The following is a 16,259-nucleotide window of genomic DNA, read 5'->3' on the forward strand; positions in this document are numbered from 1 at the left end:
TCTAAAGAGCTAACAGATAGAAAGGATGATAATGGATGAAGGAATATTTTACAATTGGAGAAACAGCCCGTCTCAATAACATCTCAATTCAAACATTGCGCTATTATGATAGGATCGGAGTTTTCAAGCCTCATTATACAGATCAGGATAATGGCTATCGATATTACCATGTCAAACAGTTCTTTTATTTAGATATTATCAAGTATCTAAAATATATTAGAACACCTCTGGAAGAAATCAAGCGTTTCAGCTCAAATACTTGTACCCCTGAACATATGCAACACTTTCTTGAGGAGCAAGAAAACATGATTGTGCAAGAAATGGAAAAACTTGAACGTGCCCGACAATTACTTCATAGAAGAAGGAATCAGCTTAATGAACAAGTAGACATATGCAATAAAAAAGATGAAGGTTTCGTTTATTTTCGTTATATAGATGAACAAACAATAATAAAAGTGGAGACGCCTCAAGTTAATCCTCATCATCAATCAGATTTGTATTACAGAAAGCTGGCTGATGTTGTAGAAAAAATAGGAGATGTAGTAGATAACTATTATGGATTCATTTATGCTTTCAAGCCCTATAAGGATTCTCGTGAAATTTATTGCAACAGTATTTATACGACTGTTCGCAATGGAAAAGAGATAGACATAGGAGAAAAAAACATAACGCTAGACACGATCCCGTCCGGTGAATATGTATGTATCGCATTTGATTGGTCTGCAAAAAATTATGATGAATATTATCGTAAGCTTTATCAATATATTGAATCTCATGGCATCCAAACAGATGGAAAAGTATATCAAGTTTCTCTTCCAATCGACTTTCACTCATTAAGAGAAGAAAACTTCCTTACAGAATTAAGAGTGCTAAAAAAATAACTAATTCTTGACCCTATAGTTGCTATAGGGTTTATGATTTGTGCATCTTCTTATGAATATTTGAAAGGGAGGATGTATAAGATGACAAGATGCTTCGGTTACTCGTGACGCAATGGCAAGGCGGAAACCAACCGTCATGTACTGGGAGCCCATTTATTAACTGGCTTGCACCTTAAAACGAAAGGTCCATTTGAAGAAGTGCCTGTCGATTTTTTTGATGCGAGCCTTGAAAAAGAGCAGGGGATTGTTGGTAGGAGTGTTTTATTAAAGCGAGCTTGATCTGCCAAAAGCTTAATTCATAAGCACAGGCTTGATCGTATTATCGTTCTTGGCGGCGAGGTGCAGAACTTGCTCCTTTTGCATCCTTAAACGAAACATACGATGGAGATACTGCTTTGTTATGGGTTGATTCATTATTATCGCTACTGGCTGTAGTGAAGGAAGATAAATTTCTCTTAACAATGCAGTGAATCATATTAGAGCTGTACGTGCTGCTTTAGCTTTACGTTGAAACACGTTTTATCGTATCTAAAATCCTAATAAAAAATGAATCTGAAAAAAGGAGCGATGAATATGAGAGCACCGATAGATGAACCAATTTGGTACGCCTACCCTGGAATGGTAGCTATAGTTACGGCTCAATATGAGGGTGAAAAAAACGCAATGGCTTCCGGATGGCATACGTATATCGGATCTTCTCCAGGAATGTATGGGATATCAGTAAACAAAGAGACATATACGTACAAAATGATTGAGAAAAGTGGTGTTTTCGGTGTGAATTTTCTTCCAGGGAGATGTTCGGAATTAATTCAAGCTTTAGGCACCCATAGTGGCAGAGATATCAATAAGTTTGAAGAATTTAATATTCAATCCGAAGAAGGATTAAAAGCTGAGATACCGATTTTAACTGATGCGTATTTTGCTTATGAGTGTGAAGTACACAGTATGTCCACTTTGGGCGATCAAGAGTGGATTGTGGGAGAAGTTTTACAGAGATATCGAGATAAAGAGCTTTTCTTAAGAAATGGAATGCCAAATTTAGAAAAGTTGGATATTCCGCTTCATATTGGAAAGTCCAGCTACCGAATATTAAATTGTAAAGCAGAGGAACGTCAGCACGCATTTGATTCCAAAGCTGATTGAAACAATCAGGTTCCTCCACCTTCATTGTTACGTTGCATACATGCTCATGCGCGGTTTGCGATAGAAATTGACCCTCAATATATGCTTTTAGATGAGGTGATGAAGCAATAAATGACGTAACAGTAAACGTATTTTACTGATTAAATACCCGTTACCGACTCCATTTTTTAAATCGCATTTCATATAAACATATAGAAATGATGGGAAAGTGAATATACGGAGTGTAAAGAAAATAAGCTTTGATTTAGGGGCCTAGTAGGTGAATAATCTATGAAGGTTCAAGTCTCTCGGCCGCATCAAAGATACCAAGGGTTGTAGACACCCCTGGTATTTTTTAATGTTCTCTTTAGCTTTTGCAGTTTTTTTCCTTTTTGTTTCACTCGTTACAACATTCAGTTAAAGTGAAATGGAATAAACAAAGGTTTTCCCCGTTTTTGAAGAGTCTATCTTACTTTGCGAATCGCCGAGCAGCTGCCACGCACAATATAACGGCGATATTCACTGCTACGAGTGCCCAGCCCACTTTCTCGTGCAGAATCACTGAGGCGAGCAGCAGTCCAAAGAAGGGCTGGAGAAGCTGCAGCTGTCCAACCGCCGCAATACCGCTTTGTGCGAGACCACGATACCAGAACACGAAGCCAATCAGCATGCTGAATAAGGATACATACGCAAGACTGAGCAGTGCAGGAACGCCGACGCCCGACCATGAGCCTGGCGTAAAATAGAATGACAATGGCAGCATAAGAGGAAGCGACAGAACGAGAGCCCAAGAGATCACCTGCCAGTTTCCCAGGCGCCGTGAGAGCCGGGCCCCTTCTGCATAACCGAGCCCGCATACGACGATAGAAGCCAGCATGTACGCGTCGCCGACCGAGGAAGATTCTCCGCCTTGGATGAGGGCGAATCCTGCTACTAGTAAGCTGCCTGCAGCGGAGAAAATCCAGAAAGCTGGCCGGGGGCGTTCCCCTCCGCGCAGTACGCCGAAGATCGCTGTCGCGAGCGGAAGAAGCCCAATGAAAACAATGGCATTGGCGGATGTGACATACTGAAGCGCCAAGGCTGTCAGCAATGGGAAACCGACCACCACGCCGAACGCTACCACCAATAGCGCAGTTATGTCACCTTTGGCAGGTCGCTGCTGCCGGAAGATGAGAAGGAGCGCTCCGGCCAATACACCAGCTATCGCTGCGCGGCATACGGTGAGGAACAACGGATCGAAGTCCGCCACAGCCAAGCGGGTCGCAGGCAGCGATCCGCTGAAAATGAGTACGCCTATAAAACCATTTATCCAGCCATTTGTTGTTTTGTTCATTGCAATCACTCCAAATATATTTCTTTTTCATGATCTGGATGTTCTTAACAAAACCAGTATCTAAGGATTACAATGACTATAAACTGTAATTGACCTTTTAAAAACAGCCAGTTTCCATAAAAAATTGCATACCAGTTAGGGGAAACGCGCAAATGGATATAACGCCTTTTCTAAATAGAAATCTGGATATTCCGCTTTATCAGCAGCTTTATCGGTATTTCAAAGAAAACATGCATCAGGGGCGTATTCAAAAAGGAATGAAGCTCCCTTCAAAAAGACTTCTGGCGAGTCAGCTTTCCATCAGTCAAACGACTGTAGAACGTGCCTATGAACAGCTTGCTGCTGAAGGCTATATTGTGAGCAAGCCAAGAAGCGGATGGTTTGCTGATTATAATGATGCTGATTTTGTCCATAGTAAAATGCTTAGCACATCACCAGCGAGAAAAAAAGCGCAAGAAAATGAACAATGGATTGATTTTCACTATGGAAATGTAGATTCTTCTCACTTCCCTTTTTCCGCTTGGAGAAAAAGTATGGTCAATAGTTTAGACCAATATGGCCACGAGCTTTATCGGCCAGGAAATGCTTTAGGGGAGCTTGAGCTGAGGACACTTATTGCAGAGTACCTGTATCAATCACGCGGAGTTCATTGTGTCCCTGAACAAGTGATCATAGGTGCCGGAAACCCTTTTCTTCTGCAAATCTTGTGCCAGGTTTTTGAAGCGGATATTTTCATAGGATATGAGGATCCGGGTTATCCAAGAGCTCGGAAGATTTTTGAAGCCAATCGTATGAAGATCGTTCCTATACCGGTCGACGATGAAGGGATTTGTATACAAAAGATCAAAGAACAGCAGCCACACCTTGTATATGTCACACCTTCTCATCAATTTACGCTGGGAACAATCATGACGATTAACAGAAGAATGCAGCTGCTCAAATGGGCGGCAGAAAATCAATCATTCATCATAGAGGACGATTATGATGGGGAATTTAGATACACAGGACAGCCGGTCCCATCCTTGCAAGGGCTTGACCAGCATAACCGTGTCATTTATATGGGCACCTTTTCCAAATCTCTTCTTCCTTCGCTGCGTATCAGCTATATGATTCTCCCTTCGCCTCTTTTAAAAAAAGGCCATGACATCACTTCTTTATATAAGCAAACAGTGTCCTGCCACAGTCAGCTGACGCTGGCTCAATTTATAAAAAATGGAGAGTGGCAAAAACACATCAACAGAATGAGAAAGCTATATCGAAAAAAAAGGGCCATTTTATTAGAGACTGTGCAAAAAGAATTAGGAAAACACGTCAGGATTCGCGGGGAAAATTCTGGACTTCGTATCTTACTAGACGTTTTCTTGCCATTCAGTGAAAAAGAGTTAATTGAGAAGGCAAAGGAATATGGAGTGAAAATTTATCCGGTTTCTCTTTCTTATAAAAAACATCCTCCTGCAAAAACTGTCTCACTGGGATTTGCAGGGGTTTCTGAAGTTGACATACGAGAAGGCATAAAAAAGCTGAAAGCTGCTTGGAGGATATGAGAGGTCAGGAGTCATTAGGAGATGATGGCTTTTAAAATATCCCCAGCTATGAATGAAAATACTGAAGATATAAGTGGCCCTCAGTCTCCCGCTCCTGATAAGTTTTGAATGCTTTTTGACTGGATACTCCTATATGAACCTTCTTCAGCATCAAATACTTCAGATGATAGGCAATTGATGAAGCTTTAAGCGAGATTTTTTTATTTGCTCATGTCAGTGCTACAATAAACAAGTACACAAATGACAAAATAGAGGTGTAAGAATGAAGTTAGATGAGTTTACAATCGGTCAGGTATTCAAAACGAAATCTTTAACATTAACAAAAGATGATATTATGCGGTTTGCAAGTGGACCCTCAATATATGCATGTAGATGAAGAAAAAGCGAATAAGGGCAGATTTAATGGAATTATCGCTTCTGGCACACAAACACTGGCCATTTCTTTTAAACTTTGGATTGAAGAAGGTTTGTATGGAGACGCTGTGATAGCCGGAACAGAAATGAATCATATTACATTCATAAAACCCGTTTTTCCAGATGATGAACTGCATACAATCGTTGAGGTGCTTGATAAGCAGCCAAAGAGAAATGAATTGGGAATCCTCACTGTATTGTTATCTACTTATAATCAAAAAGAAGAAAAAGTATTTGAAGGTGAGTTATCGGTATTGATGAAGCAATAACTCAGAAAGCCCGCTTTCCTAAAGCGGGCTCGATTGAATAAGCTGATGTGTGAAAGACTTTAGCGAGTTTCTTTTGAAAAATAAGAGGTTAACACATCATAAACAATAGGCAAAGAAGTAAAACCCTCATTTTCTAAAAAATGACCCCCGTGCTGGACTTCGTATAACGCAGCGTCAATTTGTTGTGCCAGCTCCTTGCTCCATGAAAATGGAACAATTTGGTCGTTCTTAGAAGCAATGACAGCGCGGTGCTTCGCGGTCTCGATGATTTTTTGATGATCAAACGATCCCTGTGTAAATTCATCTAACATCTTTAAAGTGGGCAATGATTTGGCAAAGCCGGAAACCAGTATGATTCCGCCAAGCTGTTTTCGTAATTGAATATGTTCCAAAAATCTTAAAATGGCGGGGCACCCTAGGCTGTGCGCAACCAAATACGTATTTTCATCTAAAGTGTGTTGATAAAAAGAGAGTGTATCCAGCCAATCATCAAGTCTTGGCTCGAGCGGATGAGGCATGTTTAAAATGTCTGCTTGGACCCCATCTGCGAGCAGACGTTTTTTCAGCCAAGGGAACCAATGATTTGTTGAGGAGGCTCTGTAGCCATGAATGATATAGACTTGTTTTGTCATTTTTTCCTCCAAACGAAGTATTTTCATTCAGTATAAAATTCCTCTCATTGGGAAACAAGTACGCACTTTTTTGTAAGTAGCTTTTACATATGAGGCATTCCTTGTGCCATTCCCCACTTACACATTTCATCTATGAGGGGATACAAAGATCGCCCTCTGTCAGATAACGAATACTCTACTTTCAGTGGGACTTGAGAGACCTCAGACCGATGAATAAGGCCGTCAGTTTGTAATTCCTTAAGCTGTGCGCTTAACATTTTATGGGTGATGAAGGGCATAGCCCTTTTCAGCTCGCCGTATCTCATCGTTTTTTCACACCCTAACTCATAGAGAATTCTCATTTTCCATTTGCCCCCTATAAGAGATAAGGTGTATTCAAATGGGGCTTGTTTACTGCGGCACAGGCTATTCATTGTAATCAAACCTCCTTTTTAAAGTATAATAACAGAATAAATCAGGAATTTCGGTGTTGAAGTTTAAAGGGCCTGGCGGGTAAATCTGAGGCGGCTCACGTTCTCTCGGATGCGAACATGAAACCAAGGATCTTGCTAGTTATTGGCCTGGGTTGAAGCATAATCTGTCAGAGATTGCATCAAATGATATTTGTGACCTGATTCACGATCTGAACTGAAAGGGCGATTTGTTCGACAGACGGCACGGGCAAATTGAATGTTCCAAGTCAAAGAGGGTAATCTTACTGTTAATTACTTTATTTGAAAAAAACGATGTTTTTAGCTGAAAATATCTATTATGGTATAGTTAAATATAACGAAATATTTGAGAAATGAGGAATGGTATGTATACAGTCAAAAAACATAAAAAATTTAAAGCGAAAATGATTCTGCAAGTCATAATGGTTATTATCGGAGGAATTATAGCGGCATATGGACTGGAAACCGTATTGATTCCAAACAGTGTGTCTGATGGAGGGGTGACAGGCCTTAGTATCGTTGGTTCACAGCTATTTGATTTGCCATTAGGGGTCCTTATCGCAGCTTTAAATATCCCGTTTGTCTGGTTAGGATATAAGCAAATTGGGAAAGACTTTGCATTATTATCCATTATCGGAATCGTATCACTTGCCGCTGGCACAATGTTTTTCCACCACACGCCAGCCATCATAGAGGGGGATACCCTGTTAATAACCGTTGTTGGCGGGATTATCCTTGGATTGGGAATGGGGTTAGCGTTACGTAACGGCGGCGCATTGGATGGAATTGATATGCTCGCTGTGCTGCTATCTCGAAAATTGCCATTTGGAACAAGCGACCTCATTTTATTCTTAAACCTTTTTGTGTTTATTTTTGTATCCATTGTATTTGGCTTACAAGGGGCATTACTGTCAGTCATTGCTTACTACATTGCGTCTAAAGTTATACATATCGTTGAGGAAGGCTTAAGTGGTTCTAAAACCTTTCAAATTATTTCAACCCAGCCTGAATTAATGGTAGAGACGATACGTGATCAGTTAGGTCGAAGTGCTACCTATAAAGAAGCTTATGGCGGTTTTTCCCACGAGAAATTTAAAGAAATCACATGTGTCATCAACCGCCTTGAAGAAACAAAACTAAAGGAAATTATTAATGAAATTGATAAAAATGCCTTTGTTACCGTATATGACGTAGCTGAAGTGAAGGGCAGTAATTTTAGAAGACATACGAGTCATTAGAGAAAAACAGAACTTCTAACCCAAAAGCGAGATACCGCTTTTAAAATGATAAGTCTCAGAAATTTTATATTAAATTGTTTTTGTCTTCACACTCAGAAAATAAGGTAACCAGCAAGTCAGTATGTTAAAGTCTGTACTGGAATTCCATTGCCTCCTGTCTCGTATAATGAGAATAGGAGGCTTTTTTGTATCAGGTTATGCTTAAATGGAGGGATTTATTTGAATATTGAGCTGCAAGAAATAGATATGTTGCAAGCGGATTCTGGTCCTTATGGGATAGCGGTCTCTCGTGAAGGAAATGTATGGTTTACTCAACATAAAGCAAATAAAATCAGTTGTCTTCATCAAGATGGAACAATCAAAGAATGTATTGTTCCAACTCCTGATGCACGAGTGCTGTGTTTGACCATATCTTCAATAGGTGATATTTGGTTTACTGAAAATGGGACTGATAAAATTGGAAGGCTTTCAGAAAAGGGCATATTTACAGAGTACCCATTACCCCATCCAAATTCAGCGCCATATGGAATTACTGAAGGTCTTCACGGTGATATTTGGTTTACTGAAATGAATGGAAATCGCATAGGGAGATTGACAGCAGAAGGGGTGATTCATGAATACGAACTGCCGAATGAAGAATCATATCCTTCTTTTATTACGTTGGGGCCCGATGACTCACTTTGGTTCACTGAAAACCAAAACAATGCGATCGGCAAGATAACCCGGTCAGGAGAAATAACGGAATACCCAATCCCAACACCGGGAGCAGCACCAGTCGGTCTTGCAAACGGAAATGATGGTGCCCTTTGGTTTACAGAGATAATGGGAAATAAAATAGGAAAGATCACGATGTCCGGCGAAATAACGGAATATGATATTCCTACACCAAATGCCCGGCCTCATGCTATTGCTGCGGGAGTCGAATCGGATTTATGGTTCACTGAATGGGGAGCAAATAAAATAGGAAGGTTAACGAAAGAGAGAACCTTTGAAGAATATACAATCCAAACCCCTAATGGCGAACCTCACGGAATTGGCTGTGACAAAGAAGGCTGCGTATGGTTCGCATTAGAGTGTAATAAAATCGGAAAGCTGCGTTTACTGAAATAAAGAGAAAGTGCTGAAAGAATAACATAGAGGATTTAAAAAGCATACCAAGAACATCGTATGCTTTTTCATTTGCATAAAACGCCATAATGTTACATGAACCGAAGTCTCGTCAATATAGTTTTTCAACAGCTTAAGTACTTATAGCTCTTTTACCATGACCCTCTCGCCGTTAAAATCGAGCTCACCATTAAATGTAAAACCGAATTTTTGATACAGGCGCAAAGCATGAATGTTGTTCTCAAAAATGCTTAAATAAATTCTGTTACATGTATATTGCTCAGCAAGGTGATGAATAAGAGCTTCAAGCATCATGCTCCCTAATCCTTGACCTTGAAAACGCTCGTCAATGAAAAATCGGTCAAGCCACACTCTGCCGTTTTTATTTTCTTCATCAAACTCAGGAAACCATCCATACATAGCAAAACCGACTAACTCTCCTTCGTAATAAAGTCCAGCAGGTTTATAATACTGACATTCTGATGCATCCTCTAGACATTGCTTGGTTGATTCTATATATGATATTTGGCTTTTGTGAACATGAAGAGACAGAATAGATTCACGATTCTCTTCAGTTACCGCCTTTATCTCAATATTCATAGTCATTCCCCTTTTTTCTCTTTTTCTGGTAAGGATATAAGATTTTTCAGATAAATTGTTACGCTTTCATCCACATCATGTAGTCTTGTAAGGAACAATGAGTTCTGTAGTTAATCCCCTTACTTTACAATTTGCACAAAACCTTTAATTAAATACTTTTCATAGCCCTGATACTCATCTAACATCGCTTTTTCGGTAGAAGAATTCTTGTAATTTTATATTTTTGTCGCGGCAGCTGAGGAGCTGTCTTTTTTTGTAAACCTGTATGGGAGGTCATGCAATACACTACGTGCTCGTTCATAAATTAGTACTTATTTACTTAAATGAAATTCATCTTGATTGAAGCTTGTCCTGTGCAATCTTTTATGGAGAGTATCTTCTTTTTAATGAATGAACAGGTGAATTTTCTGGGCATAAATCCAATTTTTCCGGAAGTTTCGGTAAAAAACAAAACTTTTAGCGTGGTTATTTTACTTTATAATGTAAGCGGTTTCCTATGTAGTATACTTATACTATCGTACATCATTTGAGTGAAACACAGGAAGGATAGAAAAACAGATGAGATACATGAATACTAGACAAAAAGACATTTTGTATCTGTTGTTATCTGAACCTGATGACTATTTAGTCGTGCAAGATTTTGCCGACAGGGTAAAGTGTTCTGAAAAAACGATCAGGAACGATCTGAAAACGATCGAAGGTTATCTGCATGAACATTCTCCTGCTCAGCTCATTCGCAAACCAGGATTAGGTGTCTATTTAAATATAGAAGAACATGAAAGGGCCCGGTTAACTCAACAATTAGGTACTGAACATTTTGGCTCAAAGCACCAGTCCGATGAAGAAAGAATTCTGCAAATCGCTTATCAATTATTAATGAACCCAAAACATGTTTCAGCAAAAGAAATTGCCGCTCAGCATTTTTTGAATAAGTCTTCCATCAAAAGGGATTTACATGAAATTGAAGAGTGGCTGAAGCGATTTGATCTCAAATTGGTGTCAAAGCAGCGGCTCGGTTTAAAGATTGAGGGAAATGAAAGAAATAAAAGAAAAGCCTTAGCCAGAATCTCTGATTTGATTGATAACCCAGAGTTTACAAGTCAATTTATCAAAAGCAAGTTCTTAAGTCATGAAGTGAAATGTGTGTCGAATGAATTCAAAACATTGCAAAAGCACCATTCTATCTATTTCACAGATGAAACGTTCGAGAATCTATTATTGCATACATTGCTGATGATACGCCGGATCAAAATGAAGCAGCCCATCTCGATTTCGCCAACAGAAATGGCAGCAGTAGAAAAGAAGATAGAATATCAATGGGCAATGACATGTTTAAAACGGCTGGAAGCGGTTTTTGCCATCCGCTTCCCTAGAGAAGAAGCCGTGTATTTAACGCTCCATATACTCGGCGGAAAAGTTCGTTTTCGATCTCGGGGAGAAGAAAAAAAGGTTCTAGAAAATCCCTTGCTTCCCATGGTTGTGCGGCATTTAATCGATCGTGTGTCAGAGCTGAAAATGCTTGATTTTCATAATGATCAGGATTTGGTCAATGGATTGAACATCCATCTTAACACAGTGCTAAACCGGCTGAATTACGATCTTTCTGTATCAAATCCAATGCTAAATGACATAAAAAAAATGTACCCCTATCTGTTTCATATGATCATTGACGTTCTGGAAGACATCAATCAAACGTTTGCTCTTTCTATTCCTGAGGAAGAGGCCGCTTATCTGACATTGCATTTTCAAGCTGCGGTCGAACGTTTGCACCACAGCAGCGAGAAGCGTAAAAAGGCAATCATCGTCTGCCACATGGGCATTGGAATGTCACAATTGCTGCGGACAAAAATTGAACGGAAATTTCATCAAATCGCTGTGAAGGCCTGTATTGCAAAAGCTGATTTAGCAGATTACACAACAAAGCATGGGGACATAGATCTTTTCATTTCCACGATAGCGCTGGAACATGTGCCGATTCCTCATATTGTTGTATCACCGCTGTTGGAGCCTTCTGATGAGAAGAAACTAAGTGTATTTATGGATCAGGTTGACGAATCCCAACGCCAAACACAAAAAACGTTTAAGATGCTGAACAATACGACTCCTTTCTTAGTTTTTTTGCAGCAAGAGTCAGTTCATCGCTACAAGCTGATTGAACAGATGGCAATGATCTTATACGAGAAAGGCTATGTGGAGAAGGAGTATGCCATTCATGCTGTGATGAGAGAAAAAATGTCGGCGACAAACATTGGGGCTGGCATTGCGATTCCTCATGCAAACTCTAAATTGATTAAACAATCAGCCATTGCGATTGCCACATTAAAAGAGCCGCTTGATTGGGGGGCTGAAAAAGTGTCGCTCGTCTTTATGCTGGCTGTCAAACACGAGGATCAAAACATGACAAAGCAATTGTTCCATGAACTGTCATATCTATGCGAGCAGCCGGCATTCATTCATAAGCTGACGAAAGAAACAAATGTTATGACATTTTTATCTTATTTGAATTATTAAAAGCGGGGCTTTGATGCCCTGCTTTTTTTGTATATGGAAAAATGCCGGTTTTTCCGGAATTAACGGTAAAAAACAGCGCTTTTACAAGCATGATTTTGATATACAGTTGTTACAGGCCTTATGATTCATACTTTAAAGGAGGACTCGTATGAAACTGTTAGCGATTACATCATGCCCGAATGGAATTGCCCATACATATATGGCGGCTGAAAATCTGCAAAAAGCTGCCGACAGATTAGGCGTCCAAATGAAAGTCGAGACCCAAGGCGGAATCGGAGTGGAAAATGAGCTGACCGGTGAGGAGATTCGTGAAGCAGACGCGATCATTATTGCGGCAGACCGTTCGGTAAACAAAGACCGGTTTATAGGAAAAAAACTGTTGTCTGTCGGGGTTCAGGATGGTATCCGCAAACCGGAAGAATTAATTCAAAAAGCACTTAGCGGCGATGTGCCGGTCTACCGTTCAGTTTCAAATTCGGAAGCCGGCAATCAACAGGAGAAAAAACAAAATCCGATTTATCGTCATTTAATGAACGGTGTTTCTTTTATGGTTCCATTCATCGTCGTCGGCGGATTATTGATAGCGGTTGCATTAACGCTTGGAGGTGAGAAAACACCGAAAGGCTTAGTCATTCCGGATGAATCTTTTTGGAAAACAATTGAACAGATCGGAAGTGCCTCATTCTCATTCATGATCCCGATTTTGGCCGGATATATCGCGTACAGCATCGCTGATAAGCCCGGGCTTGTACCAGGAATGATCGGCGGATATATTGCAGCGACGGGAAGCTTTTACGGCAGTGCAAGCGGCGCCGGTTTTCTCGGTGGCATCATCGCCGGTTTTTTGGCGGGGTATTCTGCCCTTTGGATCAAAAAATTAAAGGTTCCAAAAGCGATTCAGCCGATTATGCCGATTATTATTATTCCAGTGTTCGCTTCACTAATTGTAGGTTTGGCGTTTGTGTTTTTGATCGGTGCACCTGTAGCCCAAATTTTCGAATCTTTAACGGTATGGCTGGCGGGCATGAAAGGTTCGAGCTCCATCCTGCTGGCATTGATTTTAGGCGCAATGATTTCATTTGATATGGGAGGCCCCGTAAACAAGGTGGCATTCCTGTTCGGATCGGCCATGATCGGAGAAGGAAACTATGAAATTATGGGACCGATTGCCGTCGCCATTTGTATACCGCCGATCGGCCTGGGGATTGCCACGTTTTTTGGAAAAAGGAAATTTCAGGAGTCGGAAAGAGAAATGGGAAAAGCATCATTTACCATGGGACTCTTCGGCATCACTGAAGGAGCCATTCCATTCGCGGCACAAGATCCGCTTCGCGTCATTCCGGGGATTATGGCAGGTTCTATGATTGGTTCTGTGATCGCTATGATCGGCAATGTCGGAGACAGAGTAGCGCACGGCGGGCCTATAGTGGCAGTACTAGGCGCCGTTGATCATGTATTGATGTTTTTTATTGCAGTGATTGCCGGATCTCTTACCACCGCTCTTTTAGTTAATGTACTAAAAAAAGATATTCCGGTTTCTTCACCCGCCGGGCTGAGTGAAGCTGCAGCATCGAATGACGCTCCCAAACAGCACAATGAAGCGGAAAACAGACAGAAGACGGATATTAACAAGCTGACAGACATTATGAGTATAGATCTTATTGAACCAACATTATCAGGCGAAACCAGAGATGACATTATCGATGAAATGATTCAAAAATTGTCCCGCGCAGGTATGCTGCATTCAGAGAGCGGTTTTAAAGAAGCGATCATGAATCGCGAACAAGAGGGGACAACGGCGATTGGCATGAATATTGCGATCCCGCACGGGAAGTCTGATGCCGTCAAGAAGCCGAGTGTAGCGTTTGGAATCAAACGATCAGGCATTGACTGGAACAGTCTTGATGGATCAGAAGCAAAGTTAATCTTTATGATTGCTGTACCGAAAGATAGCGGAGGGAACCAGCATCTGAAACTGCTGCAAATGCTATCTCGAAAACTGATGGATGACAGCTATAGGGAAAGGCTGCTTTCTGTCCAGACAAAAGAAGAAGCATACAAACTCCTGGATGAAATCATATAAAGCGGGGGATTTTCATGATGACTGAACCGTTATTTTTCAAGCCTGTTTTCAAAGAAAAGATTTGGGGCGGCACTGCTTTGGCTGCTTTCGGCTATGACATTCCGTCAGAACGGACGGCGGAATGCTGGGCTTTTGCAGCACATCAAAATGGGCAAAGCATTGTTCAAAACGGGATATACAAGGGGCTCACGCTCAGCGAATTATGGGAACATCACCGGCATTTATTCGGACATCTAAAGGGGGACCGCTTTCCTCTTCTCACGAAAATTTTGGATGCCAATCAAGACTTATCCGTTCAGGTGCATCCGAAAGATGAGTATGCAAAAACGCATGAAAAAGGAGAGCTCGGAAAAACAGAATGCTGGTATATCATAGACTGCCAAGAAGATGCAGAAATCGTTTATGGCCACAATGCAAAAACAAAGGAAGAACTGATCTCGATGATAGAAGGTGGAAAATGGGACAAGCTCCTGCGCCGCGTAAAGGTAAAACCGGGGGATTTCTTCTATGTGCCAAGCGGCACCGTTCATGCGATTGGGACAGGCATTCTCATTTTAGAGACGCAGCAGAATTCCGATACAACCTACAGATTGTATGATTATGGCCGGAAAGATACAGAAGGCAATTTGCGCGAGCTCCATTTGGAAAAGAGCATAGAAGTGATAGACGTACCATTTGCGCCAGAGCAGCAAACGGTTCAATATAAACAAGCAGATGATTTGCACATAGCCGTATTGATTGAGTGCCCTTATTTTTCAGTGGAAAAGTGGGAGTTAATAGGATCGGCAAGTTTAAAACAGCAAAAATCATTCCTTCTTGTCAGCGTCCTCGAAGGAGAAGGCCGGATAATCTCCGGCGAGCGTACATATGACTTTAAAAAAGGAGATCATATGTTGCTGCCTTACGGGTTTGGGGAATTCAAACTCACAGGGGATGCGGAGTGTATCGTATCTCATCTGTAAAATAAAACTTTATACCAGTTTATTTTTTAAGATTGATATAAAGAACGAACCAAAGTGATCTCATTTTGAGCTAATTGAATGTTTCAATATAAAAAGATACCAGCTGGTATCTTTTTTCATATTCACTCACTATGACACCCCTTCGATGTTTCTTTTATCTTATCTGCAATTGGGAGTATGCTGTCCAGCAGATTAACTGTAGACAACAATCACGTTGCTAAAGACAACCTATAAAAGCTGCTTCAATTTTATATAGATAAATAGAGAAGAAAACGAAATGTGTTTCTGAATGATTTGTTTGTAAAAAAACAAGCTATCCTATTATAAACGCAGTTTTTTTTATTTCGTGGGCAAAATCATCTTTGAGCTGTCACGTTCGCTATTTCAAATGTTTCTTTCCCCAAACTGAACATTTGATCTGACAAGTTTTATAGGTAAGAATGTAAAGGATGATCTACATGAAATATGATAAAGTATTTTTTATGTGATAGTTGATGAAAGAATATTTTGATAAGAGGTGTATTTATGAAGTTGGATGAATTTGAGATTGGACAAGTATTTCATACAAAGTCTTTTAGGGTAACAAAAGAAAATGTAATGAGGTTTGCGGAAGAATTTGACCCTCAATATATGCATGTAGACGAGGAAAAAGCGAATAAAGGCAGATTTAATGGAATCATCGCTTCTGGCATACAAACGTTAGCCATTTCTTTTAAGCTCTGGATTGAAGAGGGGTTCTATGGCGACGATATTATTGCTGGAACAGAGATGAATCATATTAAATTCATAAAACCCGTGTATCCAGATGATGAATTGCATACAGTTGTTGAGGTAGTGGATAAAAAACCAAAGAAAAGTGGAACGGGAATACTTACTGTATTGTTATTTACTTATAATCATAAAGAAGAAAAAGTATTCGAAGGTGAGTTATCAGTATTGATTAAGCAATAAATAATGTAACATTAAAGGTTTGTGATCACCAATTGATCAAACGATGAGAGTATAATTAAGATATGCTTTTTGGACTTACAATGTTAAGAGCTCATCTTTGAAAAAAACATACCAAATACGATTGGTATGTTTTTTTATTCATTCATGTAATGACATGAAGCAGGGTACCGATACCGTGCAT

13 protein-coding genes and 1 pseudogene are annotated in these 16,259 nt (G+C 40.3%); 10 read left to right on the forward strand and 4 right to left on the reverse strand.

The window, feature by feature from the left end:
* Positions 1–35: 35 nt before the first annotated feature.
* Together CJU60_RS14810 and CJU60_RS14820 are read left to right on the forward strand one after the other, a co-directional pair.
* Positions 36–881 (forward strand): MerR family transcriptional regulator, encoded by an 846-nt coding sequence (locus CJU60_RS14810; RefSeq protein ID WP_095714165.1) that lies wholly within the window; start codon positions 36–38, stop codon positions 879–881.
* Between the two features lie 573 nt (positions 882–1,454).
* Positions 1,455–2,024 carry a flavin reductase family protein gene (locus CJU60_RS14820; protein ID WP_095714166.1) on the forward strand — a complete coding sequence of 190 codons (570 nt, stop codon included), beginning with the start codon at positions 1,455–1,457 and terminating at the stop codon, positions 2,022–2,024.
* A 448-nt stretch (positions 2,025–2,472) separates the two neighbouring features.
* Here CJU60_RS14820 and CJU60_RS14825 read toward each other — a convergent pair whose 3' ends face one another.
* Positions 2,473–3,336 (reverse strand): DMT family transporter, encoded by an 864-nt coding sequence (locus CJU60_RS14825; protein ID WP_095714167.1) that lies wholly within the window; start codon positions 3,334–3,336, stop codon positions 2,473–2,475.
* Between the two features lie 152 nt (positions 3,337–3,488).
* Here CJU60_RS14825 and pdxR point away from each other — a divergent pair, with 152 nt between their 5' ends.
* A complete protein-coding gene (pdxR, locus tag CJU60_RS14830) occupies positions 3,489–4,880 on the forward strand; it encodes a MocR-like pyridoxine biosynthesis transcription factor PdxR (protein ID WP_095714168.1) in 1,392 nt (463 codons plus the stop codon).
* A 262-nt stretch (positions 4,881–5,142) separates the two neighbouring features.
* Positions 5,143–5,563, forward strand: a pseudogene (locus CJU60_RS14835) (MaoC family dehydratase).
* A gap of 59 nt (positions 5,564–5,622) precedes the next feature.
* On the opposite strand, the gene CJU60_RS14840 reads toward CJU60_RS14835, so the two are convergent.
* Both CJU60_RS14840 and CJU60_RS14845 read right to left on the reverse strand, forming a co-directional pair.
* Positions 5,623–6,195, reverse strand: coding sequence for an alpha/beta hydrolase (locus CJU60_RS14840; protein WP_095714169.1), 573 nt, complete (start codon positions 6,193–6,195; stop codon positions 5,623–5,625).
* Between the two features lie 83 nt (positions 6,196–6,278).
* Positions 6,279–6,608: a winged helix-turn-helix transcriptional regulator gene (locus CJU60_RS14845; protein WP_095714170.1), complete on the reverse strand. Its 330-nt coding sequence runs from the start codon at positions 6,606–6,608 to the stop codon at positions 6,279–6,281.
* Between the two features lie 383 nt (positions 6,609–6,991).
* On the opposite strand from CJU60_RS14845, the gene CJU60_RS14850 reads away from it, so the two are divergent.
* Positions 6,992–7,864: a YitT family protein gene (locus CJU60_RS14850; protein ID WP_024120347.1), complete on the forward strand. Its 873-nt coding sequence runs from the start codon at positions 6,992–6,994 to the stop codon at positions 7,862–7,864.
* A 219-nt stretch (positions 7,865–8,083) separates the two neighbouring features.
* A complete protein-coding gene (locus tag CJU60_RS14855; RefSeq protein ID WP_095714171.1) occupies positions 8,084–8,974 on the forward strand; it encodes a Vgb family protein in 891 nt (296 codons plus the stop codon).
* 138 nt (positions 8,975–9,112) lie between these two features.
* On the opposite strand, the gene CJU60_RS14860 is transcribed toward CJU60_RS14855, so the two are convergent.
* The gene (locus CJU60_RS14860) at positions 9,113–9,571 is read right to left on the reverse strand and encodes a spermine/spermidine acetyltransferase (protein WP_095714172.1); all 459 of its coding nucleotides are present in this window, start codon (positions 9,569–9,571) and stop codon (positions 9,113–9,115) included.
* Positions 9,572–10,129: 558 nt separating this feature from the next.
* Here CJU60_RS14860 and manR point away from each other — a divergent pair.
* The 4 genes from manR (at position 10,130) to CJU60_RS14880 (ending at position 16,078) form a co-directional block, all read left to right on the forward strand.
* Positions 10,130–12,082, forward strand: coding sequence for a mannose transport/utilization transcriptional regulator ManR (manR, locus tag CJU60_RS14865; RefSeq protein ID WP_095714173.1), 1,953 nt, complete (start codon positions 10,130–10,132; stop codon positions 12,080–12,082).
* Positions 12,083–12,230: 148 nt separating this feature from the next.
* Positions 12,231–14,165 (forward strand): PTS fructose transporter subunit IIABC, encoded by a 1,935-nt coding sequence (locus CJU60_RS14870; RefSeq protein ID WP_095714174.1) that lies wholly within the window; start codon positions 12,231–12,233, stop codon positions 14,163–14,165.
* 14 nt (positions 14,166–14,179) lie between these two features.
* Entirely contained in the window at positions 14,180–15,127 is a 948-nt protein-coding gene (gene manA, locus CJU60_RS14875; RefSeq protein ID WP_095714175.1) for a mannose-6-phosphate isomerase, class I, read from the forward strand.
* 525 nt (positions 15,128–15,652) lie between these two features.
* Positions 15,653–16,078, forward strand: a complete 426-nt coding sequence (locus CJU60_RS14880; protein WP_095714176.1) for a MaoC family dehydratase — start codon at positions 15,653–15,655, stop codon at positions 16,076–16,078.
* Positions 16,079–16,259: the final 181 nt, after the last annotated feature.

This window comes from Bacillus sp. 7705b (genome assembly GCF_002289525.1).
Lineage (GTDB): Bacteria > Bacillota > Bacilli > Bacillales > Bacillaceae > Bacillus > Bacillus halotolerans.

What these genes read in the sequence shown, in the direction of transcription:
- CJU60_RS14810 (WP_095714165.1), top strand. Translation starts at nt 36, where the DNA reads ATGAAGGAATATTTTACAATTGGAGAAACAGCCCGTCTCAATAACATC.
- CJU60_RS14820 (WP_095714166.1), top strand. Translation starts at nt 1,455, where the DNA reads ATGAGAGCACCGATAGATGAACCAATTTGGTACGCCTACCCTGGAATG.
- CJU60_RS14825 (WP_095714167.1), bottom strand. Translation starts at nt 3,336, where the DNA reads ATGAACAAAACAACAAATGGCTGGATAAATGGTTTTATAGGCGTACTC.
- pdxR (WP_095714168.1), top strand. Translation starts at nt 3,489, where the DNA reads ATGGATATAACGCCTTTTCTAAATAGAAATCTGGATATTCCGCTTTAT.
- CJU60_RS14840 (WP_095714169.1), bottom strand. Translation starts at nt 6,195, where the DNA reads ATGACAAAACAAGTCTATATCATTCATGGCTACAGAGCCTCCTCAACA.
- CJU60_RS14845 (WP_095714170.1), bottom strand. Translation starts at nt 6,608, where the DNA reads ATGAATAGCCTGTGCCGCAGTAAACAAGCCCCATTTGAATACACCTTA.
- CJU60_RS14850 (WP_024120347.1), top strand. Translation starts at nt 6,992, where the DNA reads ATGTATACAGTCAAAAAACATAAAAAATTTAAAGCGAAAATGATTCTG.
- CJU60_RS14860 (WP_095714172.1), bottom strand. Translation starts at nt 9,571, where the DNA reads ATGAATATTGAGATAAAGGCGGTAACTGAAGAGAATCGTGAATCTATT.
- manR (WP_095714173.1), top strand. Translation starts at nt 10,130, where the DNA reads ATGAGATACATGAATACTAGACAAAAAGACATTTTGTATCTGTTGTTA.
- CJU60_RS14870 (WP_095714174.1), top strand. Translation starts at nt 12,231, where the DNA reads ATGAAACTGTTAGCGATTACATCATGCCCGAATGGAATTGCCCATACA.
- manA (WP_095714175.1), top strand. Translation starts at nt 14,180, where the DNA reads ATGATGACTGAACCGTTATTTTTCAAGCCTGTTTTCAAAGAAAAGATT.
- CJU60_RS14880 (WP_095714176.1), top strand. Translation starts at nt 15,653, where the DNA reads ATGAAGTTGGATGAATTTGAGATTGGACAAGTATTTCATACAAAGTCT.